At 34.9% G+C, this 17,710-nt stretch carries 17 protein-coding genes; 8 read left to right on the plus strand and 9 right to left on the minus strand.

The genetic code is table 11. The annotated features are described in order from the left end of the window. The first annotated feature begins 28 nt into the window (after positions 1-28). The 3 genes from ACJRPK_RS10330 (at position 29) to ACJRPK_RS10340 (ending at position 3,297) form a co-directional block, all read left to right on the plus strand. Entirely contained in the window at positions 29-2,176 is a 2,148-nt protein-coding gene (locus ACJRPK_RS10330) for a LysM peptidoglycan-binding domain-containing protein (RefSeq protein WP_407139827.1), read from the plus strand. Between the two features lie 347 nt (positions 2,177-2,523). Next, positions 2,524-3,057 (plus strand): hypothetical protein, encoded by a 534-nt coding sequence (locus tag ACJRPK_RS10335; protein WP_407139828.1) that lies wholly within the window; start codon positions 2,524-2,526, stop codon positions 3,055-3,057. 15 nt (positions 3,058-3,072) lie between these two features. After that, complete coding sequence (locus tag ACJRPK_RS10340; protein ID WP_148783657.1) at positions 3,073-3,297, plus strand: DUF3820 family protein; 225 nt, start codon at positions 3,073-3,075, stop codon at positions 3,295-3,297. Positions 3,298-3,395: 98 nt separating this feature from the next. Here ACJRPK_RS10340 and lysA read toward each other — a convergent pair whose 3' ends face one another. Next, positions 3,396-4,625: a diaminopimelate decarboxylase gene (gene lysA, locus ACJRPK_RS10345; protein WP_407139829.1), complete on the minus strand. Its 1,230-nt coding sequence runs from the start codon at positions 4,623-4,625 to the stop codon at positions 3,396-3,398. 164 nt (positions 4,626-4,789) lie between these two features. Here lysA and ACJRPK_RS10350 point away from each other — a divergent pair, with 164 nt between their 5' ends. Continuing rightward, on the plus strand, positions 4,790-5,428 hold the full coding sequence (locus tag ACJRPK_RS10350) for an LON peptidase substrate-binding domain-containing protein (RefSeq protein ID WP_407139830.1): 639 nt from the start codon (positions 4,790-4,792) through the stop codon (positions 5,426-5,428). Between the two features lie 181 nt (positions 5,429-5,609). Beyond that, positions 5,610-6,803 carry an ADP-forming succinate--CoA ligase subunit beta gene (gene sucC, locus ACJRPK_RS10355; protein WP_148783660.1) on the plus strand — a complete coding sequence of 398 codons (1,194 nt, stop codon included), beginning with the start codon at positions 5,610-5,612 and terminating at the stop codon, positions 6,801-6,803. Between the two features lie 80 nt (positions 6,804-6,883). Here sucC and ACJRPK_RS10360 read toward each other — a convergent pair whose 3' ends face one another. Next, the gene (locus tag ACJRPK_RS10360) at positions 6,884-7,162 is read right to left on the minus strand and encodes a DUF1456 family protein (protein ID WP_148783661.1); all 279 of its coding nucleotides are present in this window, start codon (positions 7,160-7,162) and stop codon (positions 6,884-6,886) included. An 88-nt stretch (positions 7,163-7,250) separates the two neighbouring features. Between ACJRPK_RS10360 and ACJRPK_RS10365 the strand changes: the two genes are divergently transcribed. After that, on the plus strand, positions 7,251-7,652 hold the full coding sequence (locus tag ACJRPK_RS10365) for a TerB family tellurite resistance protein (protein ID WP_407139831.1): 402 nt from the start codon (positions 7,251-7,253) through the stop codon (positions 7,650-7,652). A 14-nt stretch (positions 7,653-7,666) separates the two neighbouring features. Here the strand turns inward: ACJRPK_RS10365 and ACJRPK_RS10370 are convergent, their stop codons facing one another. Further along, complete coding sequence (locus ACJRPK_RS10370; RefSeq protein ID WP_407139832.1) at positions 7,667-8,716, minus strand: PAS domain S-box protein; 1,050 nt, start codon at positions 8,714-8,716, stop codon at positions 7,667-7,669. A 271-nt stretch (positions 8,717-8,987) separates the two neighbouring features. Between ACJRPK_RS10370 and ACJRPK_RS10375 the strand changes: the two genes are divergently transcribed. Beyond that, a complete protein-coding gene (locus tag ACJRPK_RS10375; protein WP_407139833.1) occupies positions 8,988-9,425 on the plus strand; it encodes an Hsp20/alpha crystallin family protein in 438 nt (145 codons plus the stop codon). A gap of 64 nt (positions 9,426-9,489) precedes the next feature. Here ACJRPK_RS10375 and ACJRPK_RS10380 read toward each other — a convergent pair whose 3' ends face one another. The 6 genes from ACJRPK_RS10380 to ACJRPK_RS10405 all read right to left on the minus strand — a co-directional run bounded on the left by ACJRPK_RS10380 (position 9,490) and on the right by ACJRPK_RS10405 (position 16,456). Continuing rightward, positions 9,490-9,891: a response regulator gene (locus ACJRPK_RS10380; protein WP_407139834.1), complete on the minus strand. Its 402-nt coding sequence runs from the start codon at positions 9,889-9,891 to the stop codon at positions 9,490-9,492. A 5-nt stretch (positions 9,892-9,896) separates the two neighbouring features. Continuing rightward, positions 9,897-11,345: a PAS domain S-box protein gene (locus ACJRPK_RS10385; RefSeq protein ID WP_407139835.1), complete on the minus strand. Its 1,449-nt coding sequence runs from the start codon at positions 11,343-11,345 to the stop codon at positions 9,897-9,899. 212 nt (positions 11,346-11,557) lie between these two features. Further along, positions 11,558-13,558 carry an excinuclease ABC subunit UvrB gene (gene uvrB, locus ACJRPK_RS10390; protein WP_407139836.1) on the minus strand — a complete coding sequence of 667 codons (2,001 nt, stop codon included), beginning with the start codon at positions 13,556-13,558 and terminating at the stop codon, positions 11,558-11,560. 49 nt (positions 13,559-13,607) lie between these two features. Continuing rightward, entirely contained in the window at positions 13,608-14,690 is a 1,083-nt protein-coding gene (locus tag ACJRPK_RS10395; protein WP_407139837.1) for a T9SS type B sorting domain-containing protein, read from the minus strand. Positions 14,691-14,716: 26 nt separating this feature from the next. After that, positions 14,717-15,553, minus strand: a complete 837-nt coding sequence (locus ACJRPK_RS10400; protein WP_148783669.1) for an ABC transporter permease — start codon at positions 15,551-15,553, stop codon at positions 14,717-14,719. 3 nt (positions 15,554-15,556) lie between these two features. Next, on the minus strand, positions 15,557-16,456 hold the full coding sequence (locus tag ACJRPK_RS10405; RefSeq protein ID WP_407139838.1) for an ABC transporter ATP-binding protein: 900 nt from the start codon (positions 16,454-16,456) through the stop codon (positions 15,557-15,559). A gap of 169 nt (positions 16,457-16,625) precedes the next feature. Here ACJRPK_RS10405 and ACJRPK_RS10410 point away from each other — a divergent pair, with 169 nt between their 5' ends. Then, the gene (locus ACJRPK_RS10410) at positions 16,626-17,693 is read left to right on the plus strand and encodes a hypothetical protein (protein WP_407139839.1); all 1,068 of its coding nucleotides are present in this window, start codon (positions 16,626-16,628) and stop codon (positions 17,691-17,693) included. Positions 17,694-17,710: the final 17 nt, after the last annotated feature.

Consider the following 17,710-nt stretch of genomic DNA (forward strand, 5'->3'; position numbering starts at 1 on the left):
TAAAAATGAATTAATACAACGTATGGGTATGAAAAAAATATTGTTTTTCTGTGCTTTTTTTTGCTTTATGTTTACGACATATGCACAGCAGTATAAAAGTCATAAAGTAGCTAAGGGGGAAAATGTTTTCAGGATTGCAAAGCGGTATAATACAACTTCTGAAGCTATTTACCGAATTAATCCTACTGCTAAGGATGGAATCAAAGAAGGTCAAATTCTGGCAATTCCTGTAACCAATGATCAAGAATTCAAAACTCATGTGGTTGGTGAAGGAGATACTGTATACAATATTGCAAAACGCTACGGTATCACTACTGCAGAGGTGTATATTTATAATCCCGAAGCGCGTAATGGTATTAATTTGGGTGAAATATTAAAAGTAGGTAAGCTAGCAAAAAAAGCAGCTACAGCAGTTGACGCTAAGGATCCCCAAGGAAAATTAGCTGTTTTGGATAGTTTAAAGGCTGTGCCGGAGCGTAAAATTGTGAGCTTCAAAACACATAAGGTTCAGCGTAAAGAAACTTTGTATGGTATTGCGAAAGCATATGATGTTACAGTTGACGAAATTAAAAAACATAACAAACGGTTATATTCCGAAGAAATAAGAAAACGTGATAAATTACGAATTCCTGTGTATGAGACAGGTGTGGCAATTTCTACCGCCAAAGATAGTATTAGTGCTAGAGTTTCAACCACTACTAATTATACTATACAACCAAAAGACACAAAATTCGGTATAGCACGCAAGCATGGAATAACTATCAGTGAATTAGAACGACTCAATCCTACTATGAATCCCGATTTTCCGATAGGGATGCAAATTGTAGTGCCTAGTACAGTGTTTGTTGGATATGAAGAGCTATTGGAATCTGGTTTTGAATTGTACGAAATCAAACCTAAAGAAACGATGTTTTCGCTGGTTCGAAGATTAGATATCTCTTCTGATTCTTTATTAGCAATTAATCCCTATATAAAGGAAGGATTAAAAGCAGGAATGGTTATTACTATTCCTAAGTCTAAGGTGAAGGACTCGCTTGCGTTTGATTTTGCAGAAGGAAAATCAATAAATTTGGAACGGAAGTTATATAATTTTACGCCTAAAAAAGTAGCCGTAATGTTGCCTTTTAGTCTTGACTCGCTCAATATGGAACAGCGTCAGGATACTGAAGACTTTTTAAGAGCAAAACGTGGAGCTAGGGTTGCCTTGGACTTTTATAGTGGTGTTTTGGTTGCTGTAGATTCTGCTAAGGAAAAAGGAATCACCATAGAACTTGATGTTTTTGATACAAAAATGAATAATAACCCTGTGCATCTCAAAAAGATTATTAGAGATAATAATTTCAATGAAATGAATGCGGTTATCGGACCTCTATATCAGGCCAATGTAGAGTTGGTAGCTCAAGAGTTAAAACAATACGATGTTCCTGTATTTTCTCCTATATCAAAAAAGGAATCCAAGCTGTATGGAAATTTTTTTCAGACACGTCCCTCAGACATAATGCTTCAGGAGAAGGTGATATCGTATGTGCAAAATGACTCAACGGAGAAGAATATTATTCTTGTGATTCAAGAAGGAAAACGTTTTGAAGCAGTTAAAGAAAAGTTGATAAAAGCCTTTCCACAAGCTAAAATTGCTAAAATTCAAGAAGGTAATTTTCTGCTACGACCAGATTTGGAAAAAGTTTTGGTTGAAGGGAAGCCTAACTGGGTGTTCTTAGAATCTGATGATATTGCGATGATTAGTAATGTAACCCCTCTACTTAATGCCAAAGCTGAGAGTCACGACGTTACTTTATTCACAACAGATAAAAATAATGCCTTTGAGAATGATAGTGTAAACAATATGCATTTATCAAACTTGCATTTGCATTTTCCTTCCATTGATAAAGAGTACGAGGATAGTTCAATTTCACGAATACCTTTTGTAGAGCGTTATAAGAAGAAGTATGGGGTTGCACCTAATAAGTATGCAGTACGCGGATATGATATTACCTACGATATTTTGATGCGATTAGGAACTGCCGATAATGTATATCAGGCTGCTACCTATGAAGGGACTACAGAGTATATTGAAAATAAGTTCAATTATGCTAAAAAAGTTTCTGGCGGATATTATAATAAAGCTTTATACTTGATTCGATTTGATGAAAATTTAAAATTAACTGCGGTTGATTAGAATGTAAAAGTTGAAGCATATATTTTTATATAGTTATTCAAAAAAATTATTTTAATAACTGAAATAAAAGTTACATTTTTGTGGTTCAACGATTTAATACGTAAGCGAACTAAATTTTAATCGGATTTAATTGTGATTTGAATAAATTTTGTTATTATGGTATGAAAATTGGTTTTGTTGAATTAAATTTAATTATTGTCATTTAATGAGTAAATTGTTGGAATATAGACAATAGTTTTTTACTAATTTAGATGTAAATTATCACAGTAACACGCAATACTTTGCCCCGTATTGTCCGATTGTTATTGATGGTATTGAATGATAATGAAGGGCATAATTTTATAATTATGAGTAAATTTTTTACTATACTTTTATCCTTATTTTTTTTTAATGATGGTTATGTTGAAAGATTTTCTTATACCGAAAAAAGCATTTTAGACTGGTCAGATTTTCGCGGAGACCCAAGACTTGATAATGATTTTGATGCGAGTGTAAATACAGGTATCACCTATCAATGGTCGTATAGTAAGGACAAAGAAGCGATAGAGCTTAAGTATGATGTTGACAGTTTTTGCTATCCCTTACTTTCCTGGGTAAAAAAAGGACAAATGACTGATTACCTATTAGCACATGAGCAACTTCATTTTGATATTTCTGAATTGCATGCACGAATTATGCGAAAACGTCTCAAAGAATATAAGCCAGGTAAGAATATTCGGCGTGACTTAAACAAGATGTATAAACTTGTTGAGCGTATGCGAACAAACATGCAGGAGCAATATGATATTGAAACCGATCACTCTCGCAATAAAGAGAGTCAGAAAAAATGGGAAGAGAAAGTGAATCGCTTGATTCAATACTATGATGGTTTTGCTAAATAAAAGTGCGTTTAAAGAATGAATACTGATGCGCAAAAAGCTTTTTTAGTAAAGTTGTCAACTGCCAAAATGCCTTTTGGCAAATTCAAGGATTATTATCTGATCGACTTACCTGAATACTACATCGTTTGGTACCATAATAAGGGGTTTCCTCAAGGAACTTTAGGGAAACAACTACAAACTATTTATGAATTAAAATTAAATGGTTTGGAGTATCTAGTAAGAAATATTAGAAAAATGTGAGTAATAGTTTCCGGTTTTCTGCTCGGAGATTTTTTAGTAAAAAAAAACTGTAACCACCTATTGAGCAGTTACAGTTTTTATTAATAGCGCTTTCTATTTTAATTTGCGGGAACTGCTTCAGAATTGATTTCTATTTCCACCTGATTATGCAATAGGTCTTCAAAATTTTCTCTTTTACGAATTAAATGCGCGCTACCTTCATGCCATAAAACTTCTGCCGGTCTATATCTAGAGTTATAGTTACTTGCCATAGAGAAACAATAGGCACCTGCATTTTTAAACGCCAAAATATCACCTTCTTTTATTTCAGAGATTCTTCGGTTAGTAGCAAATGTATCAGTCTCACAAATGTAGCCAACCACAGAGTAAAAGCGTTCTTTTCCCTCTGGATTGTTAATATTTATAATTTCGTGGTGTGAGTTATATAACATTGGTCTGATAAGGTGGTTAAAACCACTGTCAACACCGGCAAACACCGTAGAAGTTGTCTGTTTTACCACATTAACCTTTGTTAGGAAATTACCTGCTTCACTGACTAAAAACTTACCGGGTTCGAATCCTAGGGTTAAGTCTTTACCATATTCTTTGCAAAACGAATTAAAACGTTTTGTAAGCTTCTCGCCTAACTCTTCAATATTAGTTTCTATATCATTAGGCTTATAAGGTACTTTGAAACCACTACCAAAATCAATAAATTCAAGGTTCTTAAAATGTTTTGCAGTATCAAATAATATTTCGCTTGCATATAAGAATACTTCAATATCCAGAATATCACTTCCTGTATGCATATGAACTCCGTTAATATTCATTTCTGTATTCTCAACTATCCTCAAAACGTGGGGAATTTGATGTACTGAAATTCCAAATTTACTATCAATGTGACCAACAGATATGTTACTATTACCCCCGGCCATGACGTGTGGATTAATTCGGATACAAACAGGAACGTTTGGATATTTTGTACCGAATTGTTCTAATATTGAAAGATTATCAATATTTATTTGTACACCCATTTTTGAAACCCGTTCGATCTCTTCAAGCGATACACCATTAGGAGTATAGATGATGTTTTCCGGAGCGAAGCCTGCATGCAATCCCAATCGAACTTCTTGAACAGAAACTGTATCCAGACCTGCTCCCAAAGACTTCATTATCTTAAGAATCGAAACATTAGAAAGAGCCTTTACCGCATAATTGAATTTTACCTGTTTAACCTTCTTGAAGGCGCTTGATAATCTGTGGTACTGTGTAGAAATTTTTTCGGAATCATATACATAAACCGGACTCCCAAATTGTGCTGCGATTTCTAATAAATCTGAATTCTTCATTACATGATATTTTAAGGATACGAAAGTACTATTTTATATTAAAAAAAATTATTTTTTAAGTCTCAAATACATCATATTTCTATAAGGACATAAGGCCTTTTAATTTTATTTTAACGCTCGTTTATATACTTTAAGGACCGAGAATTAGTACTTTTAAAATAAAAATGAGATTACCTTTGTTTCCATTACCTCTTGTTGTTTTTCCCGGTGAACGCATACCACTTCATATTTTTGAACCAAGATATAAAGCGCTTATTCAGGATGTGCACAAGGATAAACTTACCTTTGGGATACCGGCATTTATTGATAAGGTTAGGGCTTACGGCACCGAGGTGGAACTAGAGTTGATTAAAACGACCTATGATGATGGTAAAATAGATATAGTCTGTATAGGACAACGTGTTTTTAAAATTGAAAAATTTTACAAAAAACTAACCGACAAAATGTACGCAGGCGGAGAGGTTAGTTTTCAGCAGGATAACGACAATACGACTCAGGACCTTCAGGAAGAAGTTCTTCAAAGTATTGCGAATCTATATTTTGAACTGACTATTGATAAGCCCCCGGTATTTAATTATCCCCTTGTCAGCTATCAAGTAGCGCATAAAGTCGGCTTATCTATTGAACAGGAATATCAATTATTAACGATCCGTAGTGAGATGGACCGTTTGCGGTATATTTTAAAGCATTTAAAGGTTACTATTCCTGTCATCAGAGAGATGAATAGAACGAAAGCTGTCATTCAGATGAATGGGCATTTTAAAAATTTTGATCCACTGGATTTTGAAGATTTCGAAATGTAAACTAGCTATGAATTGATTGGGATCTCGTAATGTATACTTTCAAATTGCGCGTTTTGGTTAGCTTTAAAACCTTTAAGCCTACGTCAGGTGTACTAGATCAGTTTTTTACTGTAAAAGATTGGCACAGTTACCTCACTTTTCATATTTTTGGACTCCTATTATAAAGGCAAAAAATAAAACTATGAATTTACACGAGTATCAGGGTAAACAAATATTAAGCAGCTTTGGTGTACGCATTCAGCGTGGTATAGTTGCACATAATGCAAAAGAAGCAGTTGATGCAGCAAAACAGCTAACAGAAGAAACCGGTACAGGATGGCACGTAATTAAGGCTCAAGTACATGCAGGTGGACGTGGTAAAGGTGGTGGTGTGAAACTAGCCAAAAACTTAAAAGAGGTAGAAGAGATTGCAGGACAGATTATTGGAATGAATCTGGTTACACCACAAACTTCGGCTGAAGGAAAAAAAGTACATCAGGTATTAGTTGCAGAAGATGTGTATTATCCTGGGGATAGTGAGCCTGATGAGTACTACATGTCAGTACTACTTAATAGAACTTCCGGACGTAATATGATCATGTATTCTACCGAAGGAGGTATGGATATAGAAACAGTTGCAGAAGAAACACCACATTTGATTTTTACTGAAGAAATCGATCCGACTGTTGGTTTATTGCCTTTTCAAGCGCGTCGTATAGCCTTCAATTTAGGGTTAAGCGGTACGGCTTTTAAAGAAATGACAAAATTTGTTGCCAATCTTTATAAAGCGTATGTAGAATCTGACTCTTCACTTTTTGAAATCAACCCGGTGTTGAAAACCAGTGATAGTAAAATTATGGCAGTAGATGCCAAAGTTACGTTGGATGAGAACGCACTTTACAGACATAAGGATTATGTTGAAATGCGTGATATACGTGAAGAGAATCCAATTGAAGTAGAGGCTAAAGAAGTTGGTCTTAATTATGTTGACCTTGACGGAAATGTCGGATGTATGGTGAATGGAGCAGGACTGGCAATGGCAACCATGGATTTAATTAAGCAGGCAGGTGGAGAACCGGCTAACTTCCTTGATGTTGGTGGTACAGCAGATGCTAAACGTGTGGAGGAAGCATTTAGATTGATCTTAAAAGATGAGAATGTAAAAGCTATTTTGATTAATATCTTTGGAGGTATTGTAAGATGTGACCGTGTTGCTCAGGGGGTTGTTGATGCCTATAAGAACATGGGGGATGCAATCAAAGTGCCTATCATTGTACGATTACAAGGAACAAACGCTGATATAGCTAAAGAATTAATTGATAATAGTGGGTTAGATGTGCAAAGTGCAGTAGAGTTTCAAGAAGCTGCTGACAAAGTACAAGCTGTTATTGGATAATTAGTGTATATTTCAACCGTATAAAAAAATCGTCTGGATTCTAGAATCCAGACGATTTTTTTATAAAATAATAGTATGTTTTACAATGTATTGGTTTTTTTAGATGGCTTTGTAGGGGTGTTGGCACCCTTTTCAGGCATAGGACCTCTTAAGTGTATAATAAGACCGTTTAAAAAATTGCGTAATATCTGATCTCCACACTCCATATACTTGGGATGATTCTCATTTCTGAAAAAAGCACCCAACTCACTTTTTGTCACTTTAAAATCTACCAAAGTGCAAATTTTTACTATATCATCGTCCCTCAGCTTATGAGCAACTCTTAATTTTTTAAAAATGTCGTTATTTGTTAATCCCATGTCACAAAGATAACTATTTTTAAACTTTAAAAAAGAGAATCACTTTGAGTAAGCAAGGGTGGGTCAAATTAAAATCAGAATAAAAAATATGTATAAAAAGGAGGAAAAACTAAGTTTGTTATCAGAAATGATACACTTTGCAAAAGTGGATGGAGAATTGAAACCTATTGAATATGATTTTATTTTGGCTGTAGCTTCTCAACTTGGTATTACCAAAGATGAAGTTGATCAAGTTTCATCTCAAAAAGTAGATAGCAAAGTGCTAACTCCGGAGTCTCAAAGAATACTGCAGTTTCATCGCCTAACCCTTCTTATGAATGTGGATAATACGGCTAGCAAAGAGGAGATTTATCGTATAAAACAAATCGGCTTTAAAATGGGCTTGCGCATGGAAGCCATGGATGCTGTCCTGAAAGAGATGCATAAGTACCCGAATAAGGTAATCCCTCCTCAAGAATTAATGGCTATTTTCACTAGATTTTATAACTAAAAATCGCCGACTGATTAAATATCTATTGTAAATGTTGTGCCTTTAAGTTCTTTGCTTTCGACAGTTATGGCGCCCCCCAAAGCATTTATTTGAGATTTTGTAATAAACAGCCCAAATCCTTTTGAGTCCGGGTGGTCATGAAAAGTGTTTTTAAGACCAAAGATTTTATGACCATAGCGTTCTAAATCAATGCCGAGACCATTATCGGTAAAATGCAGTTTAGTTTTAGCTCCCGTGCGTTCGGACGTTATAGTAATAACAGGATTAATGTCTGGCTTACGGTAACGAATAGCATTTGAAACCAAATTGTAAAAAATATTTTCCAGATAGGTTCTGCTGTATTTTATAGTTGGTACTTGAGTAAAATCAGCAATAATATGAGCATTATTATCAGTGATCATTTGATTGAGATGTCTCTTTGTACTTTCAAGTGTTTGACTTAGATCAACATGTTGTTTTTTAATATTTACTTTTCTGTTTATCTGAACAGTCCTAACTAATTGACGTAAGGTTTCATTAAGTGTTAATGAAGAATTTTCTAGTAAATCGATGTATTCTAACTGTGACGGAGCAGGATTATTTTGTTTTAAAAAATCAGAAAGCATCATGATATTGGATACTGGTGATCTTAGATTATGTGAAATGATATAGGCAAAATCCTCTAGCTGACGGTTACGCTTACTTAACTCTCTAACCAAAGTCTCTAATTCATTCTTGTCCTCTTTAAATTCAGTAATGTCTCGGGCAATTGCAAATAAATCGCCAGTTTTCTGAAAGAATGTAGCGCTCCATTCCAGCCAAATATAGGAACCATCGGCTTTGCGATATCTGTTTTCAAACAGGGTAGAGGGTTTTCCCTCTTTTAACTTGGTGACTTCATTAGCAGTTTTTTGTAGGTCGTCCTGATGTATAAAATTTGAAAAAGGTTGAGAAGTCAATGTTTCAACTGTATATCCGAGTTTTTTCGACCATTGTTTGTTAACTTTTTTAAAAAAGCCATTGACGTTTGCAATGCATAACAAATCCTGACTAATCTCAAATAAGGCTTTATATTCTTCTTCCATTTGGGGCGTGGGAATGGTTTTTCGTTAGCTCATAAAGCTACTAAAAATATTAACATAAGTTTAATAAAATATAGGCAATATATAAAGTTGTACGGAATGAGTTAATGGTTTATTTGATTTTGTTAATCCTAAAAATGCTGAATAGTACAAATATTGACATAAAGTCAGTATTAAAATATATAAATATGCCATTATGTCTTAATTTCTATTATGGAACTCAATTTGCTTAACACATATCAAAGTTTAAAATTAATTATTAAAAATATACGTTATGAGTTTAGTAAAGAGAACAGACAGAATGCCTTTGTTATTAGAAGATTTCTTTAACACTGATTGGCTAGGAGGAACAACGAATCAAAGTCGAATAGGTTTTAATGTTCCGGCGGTAAATGTAATCGAAAATGATGATGAATTTGTGGTGCAGCTTGCGGCTCCCGGTTTGAAAAAAGAAAATTTTAATATTGAATTGGATAATGATAAACTAACTATTTCTTCAAAAGCTGAAACCGAAAATGAAGAAAATGAGGGAAGTCCTAAGTTTACAAGAAGAGAATTTATGTATAGTGACTTTAAAAGATCCTTTAATTTACCGGATACGATCAATACGGGGGAAATTGCAGCAACTTATGAAGATGGTATTTTGCGAGCGGTACTCCCAAAAAGAGAAGAAGCAAAAGTGCAACCTAAGCGTTTAATTGAAATTAAGTAATTAATCGCACTATGTAATCACATTCATTACAATGTACGCCCTTGTTTATAAGGGCGTATTTTTTTTAAAAGGTTTCCAATAATTCTTTTAGTTGCTGTTCATTTATTGGTTTTATTAAATAATCAGAGATGCGCTCGTATTCTTTGGCGCGTTCTATATCATCAGGATTGTCGGAAGATGATAATATATAGATTTTAATATCCTTTTTAAGATCGGGAGCAATAGAATTAAATTCGTCCATAAATTGCCATCCATCCATGATAGGCATATTAAGGTCTAATAAAATAAGATCCGGTAGTCTGACTACGCCATTGCTAACAGATTTGATAAAATTGATTGCTTCTTCTCCGTTTGAAAAGATGAGTAGACGTTCTTGCTGATGCAACTGCTGCACAAGCTTTTTTATAATAAACTGATGAATAATATCATCATCTACAAGGCATAGTGATAAATTTTTTCCTTTCATGTTAGTTAAGAAGCTATTTTAATGATAAATTTTGTGCCTTTATTTGGCTCGCTAAGTACAGATATTTCTCCGTTCAAAGCTTCAACTTGTGATTTCGTAATGTACAGCCCAAAGCCTCTTGCTTCTGGATGGTTGTGAAACGTTTTTCTAAAACCGAAAATCTTTGATTGGTGCCGATTTAAATCAATTCCTATACCATTATCTTCAAAAGTCAATTCTACTGAACTTTCGTTCTTCTTAGATTTAATTTGTATAATCGGCGAACGATCTGGAGACCTGTATTTAATAGCATTTGAAATTAGATTTTGAAAAATACTATGCAAATACCCTTCAGAATATTCTATATCATCAACATCGTTAAAATCTGTAAAAACCTCTGCTTTATTTGAGAGTACTGAGCCTTGCAATTGTTTTAGTACGTTGTTGCATACTTCTTTCAATGATATTCGCTCTGTGGAGGCATCGGTGGTTTTATTTATCTGAACAACATGAAGTAAATCCTCAAGTGTATTATTAAGCGCCTCAGTCGAGTCGTGAATTAAATTTGCAAATTTGTATTGCTCTTTATCGAGATTACTATCAATAAGAAATTTGGCCAAAATAAAAATGTTTGCAACAGGAGACCTTAGATTATGCGAAGCTATATAAGCAAAATCTTGTAGCTGACTATTTTTGGCCGACAATTCTGTTATTGAGGCTGTTAACGCTTTTTTCTGATCGATTGATTCTGTTTGATCTCTTGCAATAGCAAATATTAAACCTGTTGCATCTACAGAGGTAGCATTCCATTCTAGATGTAAAGCATCACCATCTTTAGTTAGATACCTATTATGAAAATGCATAGCTGTTACTCCGTTGAGCTGCTCTTGTACCATGTGTGCTGTTTTAGATCGATCGTCGGGATGTATGAAATCTACAAAAGGAGTAGAAAGCACTTCATTTTCTGTAAACCCAAATTTTTCAATCCATTGCGGATTAACCTTTTTAAAGTACCCATCCGTATGGGCAATAACAATTAAATCCTGACTTAAGTTAAATAAATCTTGAAATTGCTGGTTCTTTAGTTTTAAAACTTTTTCAGCTTCCTGGAGTTTAAGCTCCTGTTCTTTTAATTCAGTTTGGTTCCTTGCTATTGCAAAAATATCTCCGGTTTCATCTACAATTGTAGCGTTCCATTCCAGATAAATTATATCGCCGTTTTTAGTCAAATATCGATTTTCGAATTTTGACACAGTAAGACCTTCTTTTTGTTTTTGAGCAACTTCATCGGTTTTTAAACGATCCTCTGGATGCACAAAATTAATGAAAGGTCTACCGAGCATCTCTTTTTCGGTATAGCCCAAGGTAGTCATCCACCGAGGATTCAATTTTTTGAAATAGCCATCAATATTTGCAATTACAATTAAATCCTGACTAACTTCAAATAGGGTTTTGTAGGGTAATTTTTCTGTCATAAGCAACACATAAATTATATTTATACGTGTATATAGGTTAAGTATAAAAATGGGAAAATATTACCTACCGCTAGGCGTAATAGAATATACAGCTGATAATAGGGGGCAACATATAGCTGGCTATTAACTTTTTTCTCGTGCTAAAAATACAAAATTATCAAGCTAGAGTAATGCGCAAAAAGCTCCATATAATTACGGTCATACCATATGAATTAAATACTTTCTATTTTCTCTTTCATCATTTTGATTTCATCCCGTAATCTGGCAGCAGTCATAAAGTCCAGTTCTTTGGCAGCCTTTTCCATTTCTTTGCGTACGTTTCGAATTCTTGTCTCTAGTTGCTCTTTACTATAATACGCAGTCTCTTCTTCGGCTGCTTGAAGTGTTGGTGCGTTTTCAAACTTATAGGGTTCCACCTTTTTACCGGCCAGCGCACTGTCAATATTCTTTTTAATGGCAGTTGGTGTCAAACCATGTTCGGTGTTATATTGTATCTGTTTAGCTCTTCTGTACTGAGTTTGATCAATTGTTTTCTGCATACTTTCTGTAATTTTGTCTGCATACATAATGGCTTTCCCATTGACGTGCCGGGCAGCACGACCAACAGTTTGTGTTAGAGATCTATTATTTCTCAAAAACCCTTCTTTGTCTGCATCTAGTATAGCTACTAGTGAAACTTCAGGCAAATCCAGCCCTTCTCTAAGTAAATTAACCCCAATCAATACATCAAATATTCCTTTTCTTAAGTCCTGCATAATTTCGACGCGCTCAAGAGTATCCACATCACTGTGGATGTAACGACATCGAATGTTGATTCGAGTAAGGTATTTGGTCAGCTCTTCAGCCATTCGCTTTGTCAAGGTTGTGACCAAGATACGCTCGTCCTTTTCAATGCGCTTATGCATTTCTTCGATCAAGTCATCTATTTGATTAAGACTGGGTCGTACCTCAATAATAGGATCTAGGAGTCCTGTAGGACGTATAACTTGTTCTACATAGGTGCCTTCACTCTTTTGTAGTTCATAGTCTGCCGGAGTAGCACTAATATAAATTATTTGATTCTGCAAAGCTTCAAACTCTTCGAACTTTAAAGGTCGATTGTCCATCGCTGCCGGTAATCTAAATCCGTATTCAACTAAATTCTCTTTTCGGGAGCGATCTCCTCCATACATCGCGTGTACTTGCGGAATGGTAACATGACTCTCATCAACAAGCATCAGGTAATCATCAGGAAAATAATCCAACAGGCAGAAAGGTCGTGTTCCGGGTAGTCTTCCATCCAGGTATCTTGAATAGTTTTCTATACCTGAACAATAACCAAGTTCACGTATCATTTCCAGGTCAAAATTAGTACGTTCTTCTAAACGTTTTGCTTCCAAGGGTTTTCCTATTTCTTTAAAGTATTCTACCTGTTTACCCAAATCTAGACTAATTTGCTTAATAGCACCGTTTAGAACATCAGGGGAGGTAACAAACATATTAGCGGGATAAATATTGAGGCGGTCATATTTTTCTAGAATTTCATTAGTCTGCGCATCAAAGGCTTCAATTTCTTCGATTTCATCTCCAAAAAAGTGTATTCTAAAAGGATCATCAGCATATCCTGGGAAAACATCTACAGTATCACCTTTTATTCTAAAGGTACCGTTTTTAAATTCTGCTTCAGTTCGGGAATATAAGCTTTGTACCAATCTATGAAGTAAGGCCGTTCTTGATACAAATTGCCCTTTTTGAATGGATATCACATTTTTCTGAAATTCTACCGGATTTCCGATCCCGTAAATACAAGATACAGACGCTACGACTAATACATCCCGTCTTCCTGATAATAGGGAGGAGGTGGTACTCAATCTAAGTTTTTCAATTTCCTCATTAATCGATAAATCCTTTTCTATAAAAGTTCCTGAAGTCGGTATGTAGGCTTCGGGTTGGTAGTAATCGTAGTACGAAACAAAATATTCCACCGCATTATTAGGAAAAAATTGTTTAAATTCTGAAAACAATTGTGCAGCCAAGGTTTTATTATGGGCCAGTACTAAAGTTGGTTTTTGTACAGTCTCAATTACATTAGCAGCAGTAAACGTTTTTCCTGAACCGGTAACTCCTAATAAGGTTTGATGCCTTTCACCTGCCAATAAGCCATCAGATAGTTGTTTTATTGCAGAAGGTTGGTCTCCGGTGGGTTCAAAATCTGATGCTATCTGAAATTTCATAAATGTTCTTTCTTTTTTGATACTAAGATAAGTAAAGCACAAGATACGGCTAGCGCAATAATGTGAAACTTCCTTTAATTTTTTTGTTACTAAATTCTATAAGGTACCAATATTGACTCTTTGGCAACGGGTTCCCATTATAGGTTCCGTCCCAACCACGGCCATCAATGACAACCTGTTTTATCAGTTTTCCGTATTTGTCAAAAATGTATATCAATGCATTTTTCATATCGTCAGCACCTAGTCCATCTACTTGCCAGCTATCATTAATGCCATCTCCATTAGGTGTAAAAAATTCCGGTATATCTATGATTAAAATTTCTTTAGTCCGTATTGGTAAACAACCATTGCTATCTTTTATATAGACAGTATGTGCGCCGGTTGATAATTTGGAAAAAACGTTGCTTTCCTGATAAGAACTTAAAATGCCGCCAGTTTCGATAGCAAATTCATAGACTCCTGCCCCCTCTACCGTTATTCTCACATTGCGAGTATCGATATCAACTTGAATTGTTTTGGCCGGACCCGAAGATACGACTTCAATTTCCCGATAGGCTGAACATCCTGTTGCTTTGTTTGTAACTAATACCGAGTATAGTCCCGGTGTTGTGACATGTATCTCTGAGGCTGTCGATTCTGTGGACCATAAAAAGTCATAATCGGAGTTGTTTATAACTGTATTAAATCCTGCATCTAATAGAAGCGTACCAATATTATCACAAAGAATCTCTATACTCTCACTGACAATGTCGGGAGGATAATTTACGTATAGCGCAATAGTATGATAATGAATCTCATGTGTGGTACGATTAGTAATACGTGCATATAGTTGTTCATTTCCCTGAGCTCCTTCAATGGTATTCTGATATGTTAGAATAGGCTGCTGGTTATTGATTGCATCCTCTTGTGTTCTATAATAGTTGATTGTAAAATTTCTACTATCTTCTTTAGGTACTAACAGCGTATCAGCTTTTGTGAGATCAAAGGTGGTGTAGCCGTCTGAATCACATTGTTCAAGGCGAATTTCATGCGTAGCATACTGATTTTCGTATAGATAACATGCGTCAGTCGTTACTGAAAAGGACACTAAAAAATCCGAGAAAATAATTGTAAATATGAGTGTTTTCAACATGTGTTAAGCCCTAACACTCAAAGATATTACAAATCTCTTTTCTTCAATATTAGGTAGGAGAGATTAACAAAAACTATAGACCAAATTAACACAATTAATATCTGAGACATATGAATGTCATAATCTTTTTGAAATCCAGCCCCTAATTGATCTGCTGCCGATTGTATGAAATTTAATCTGCTAAAAGGTTCCCGAATGAGGTTAGACATCGCCTCCAAAGGAAAAAATTGTACAATCTGCTCTGCGATATTGCTATCTCTAAAAATTTTGAACTTCAGCACAGCATAGCTAATATTTTCAATAATCCACCAGATAAATAAAAATCCAAGCGCGAATGCAGATCGTTTGACCAAAATTCCAAGAAACATACAAAAACTGAAAAAAGCTAAGAGTTTTACAAAATAGGCGGGAATATATATGAGGTCTCTGATGAGTATTGAAAACTCCGTATAATCCGAGAATGTTAAGCCAAGAATGAGGGATACAATGAAGACAAAAATGGTTGAAATTATTGCAAAAACTACCACCGTTAAAAACTTGGATGCTATGAATTCTTTTTTACTTAAGCCATCTATCAAATTTTGTTTTAAGGTCCGATGACTATATTCATTGGCCATCATGGAGACTATTATTATAGCCAAAAATAATTTTGCCCAAGAAGCAACATAGGTATTAAAATGCCAGATATAGGGGAAATTGAATATACCCTGATCAGCAATTCTAAAATGAATGGCTCCAAAGTCGAACTCAATGGATGCAATTAAAGCGATAAAAGTAATAAGCACAAAATATGTAATGGTAATAACTTTTGCAGCTTTGTTATACCGTAGTTTTTGAAATTCAATATGTAATAATCGTAGCATAGCTTAAGTAGTGGCGTTTGTTAATTGTAAAAACTGATCTTCCAGACTTTCCTTACGTTGTACGAGATGGGTAAGAATGATTCCATCAGCGAATAATTCCTGATTAAGTTGTTCAGAAGACATGGTTACTTTGAGTGTGGCAATTAGTTTGTCATTTTCCTCTTTTATCGCACTGAAAATGCCTTTTTTGACTAGCCACGATTTTAACATCTCGTGGTTGCTGCTTTTCAGTTCGAAATACCCAAAACTAACGTGTAGTTCATCTACCGGACCGGAATACAACTTCTTACCCTTGCGAATTATCACTACATGAGAACATACTTTTTCAACTTCATCTAACAGATGTGATGCTAGTAAAATTGTGGTTCCTCTAGCGGCTATACTTTTGATAATTTCTCGTATTTGATGAATACCTTGAGGATCTAACCCATTGGTTGGCTCATCGAGAATAAGAATTTCGGGATCATTCAACAGCGCTGAAGCTATAGCAAGTCGCTGTTTCATACCTAGTGAAAATGTATTGAATTTACTATCACGACGATCTAAAAGCCCAACAACCTTTAATTTTTCATCTATTTTACTTTTGTCAACTTCTTTTATGGAGCAAACCAGTGCCAGATTTTGAGCAGCAGTCATATAAGGATAAAAATTAGGGCGTTCTATAATGGCGCCAACTTTTTTTAATGCTTCATGGGTCGTAGCATTACCATCAAACCATGTAAAGGATCCTGAAGTTGGATTAACTACGTTCAATACAATTCCCAAAGTGGTAGATTTACCACTACCGTTGGGGCCTAAAATTCCATATACATTTCCTTTTTTTATGGTGAAGGACAAATCACTTACTGCAGTAATAGGACCAAATTTTTTGGTTAGGTTATGTATGGTGAGAATGGTTTCCAATAGATAAAATTTTGGTGGTTGTTTTAATTAGACGATTTACTTGGAATTTTGTTACATATTCCACTTAAATGAAATGCGCTGTAGCGTGTTTTGAGTATAATCTTGAGCTGCTCATTGTAGCTTTGTTAGAATAACTATATCTTGTACAATAAAACCGTGAACTAAGGATATGGAAGAAAAATTGATGTCAAACAAAAAGCCGACGTATCCAATCAGTGATCGACTGGAGGCTTATTTGAAGGATTGTAATCGTAAAATCAAAATTCCGGTATTTTATGATGACTTGTTGCGGTTTTCTGGTTCGATCGTGGTTTACGATGCACATGATGAAGATACATTATGGGTGCGGGTATATTATGAAGAACATGAGCGCACAGAAATGGAGTTAAGTCTAAAAAAGGTGTACACCATTTTACATTCAGATGGTAATGAGGATGCTATCGAGTTTTTGAATATTGATGCTATTGATTACTGTACGTTTGGAAATTCTAAGCCTTTTCGTATCAAAATTAGAAATATACTAAATGATAACTATACATATATCTACGTAAAAAAAGCCGATGCTTCTCGAATTTACGGTTTAGAATTAGAGCATATGTTTTCGCCAAATCGTATTAACTTTTTGGTGTATAAAAATACTTTGATCGAAGAGCATATTGCCGGTATACCTGGGGACGTTTTTATCAAAGATTTTTTGCCGGATCTTAGTGAACGTGCGAAGTCGCAAATAGCTAAAGAGTTTGTCAAATTCAATGAACGTTGTCAAATGCGTTTACTTGGAGATATGCGATCCTACAACTACGTCATTATACCAACACACGACTTTGACCATGTAGAATATAAAATCCGTGCTATTGATTTTGATCAACAGTGTTATGAGGGGAAGCTAAAAGTCTATCAACCTCAATTTTTTAAAGAGAATCTGGCTATGGTCGAGTTGGTGATGCAAAAACTTCAGAGTAGCTCTATTGAACAGTATAAAAAGGAGGAGCGATCTATTCTTGCTAAAAGATTACTAAACTCTAAGTCAAGATCAAATATCTTAATTGATTGCATGTGTAAAGATGAAATTAGTACTCAAGAAAATATCAGAGAGTTACGGGAGTTTCTTTATAATTTCACCTTAGACCTTAAATTTAGACGTTGTGACACTATGGGGGATATCTTAAAAGTTGCCTTAGATTTTGTAAGACGTAATTATGAAAACGTTAATATGAAGCGTCTGTTAGAGGGGTAGGGTGGATACGCTCAATA

The sequence above is a fragment of the Aquimarina sp. 2-A2 genome (genome assembly GCF_045505135.1).
Classification (GTDB): Bacteria; Bacteroidota; Bacteroidia; order Flavobacteriales; family Flavobacteriaceae; genus Aquimarina; species Aquimarina intermedia.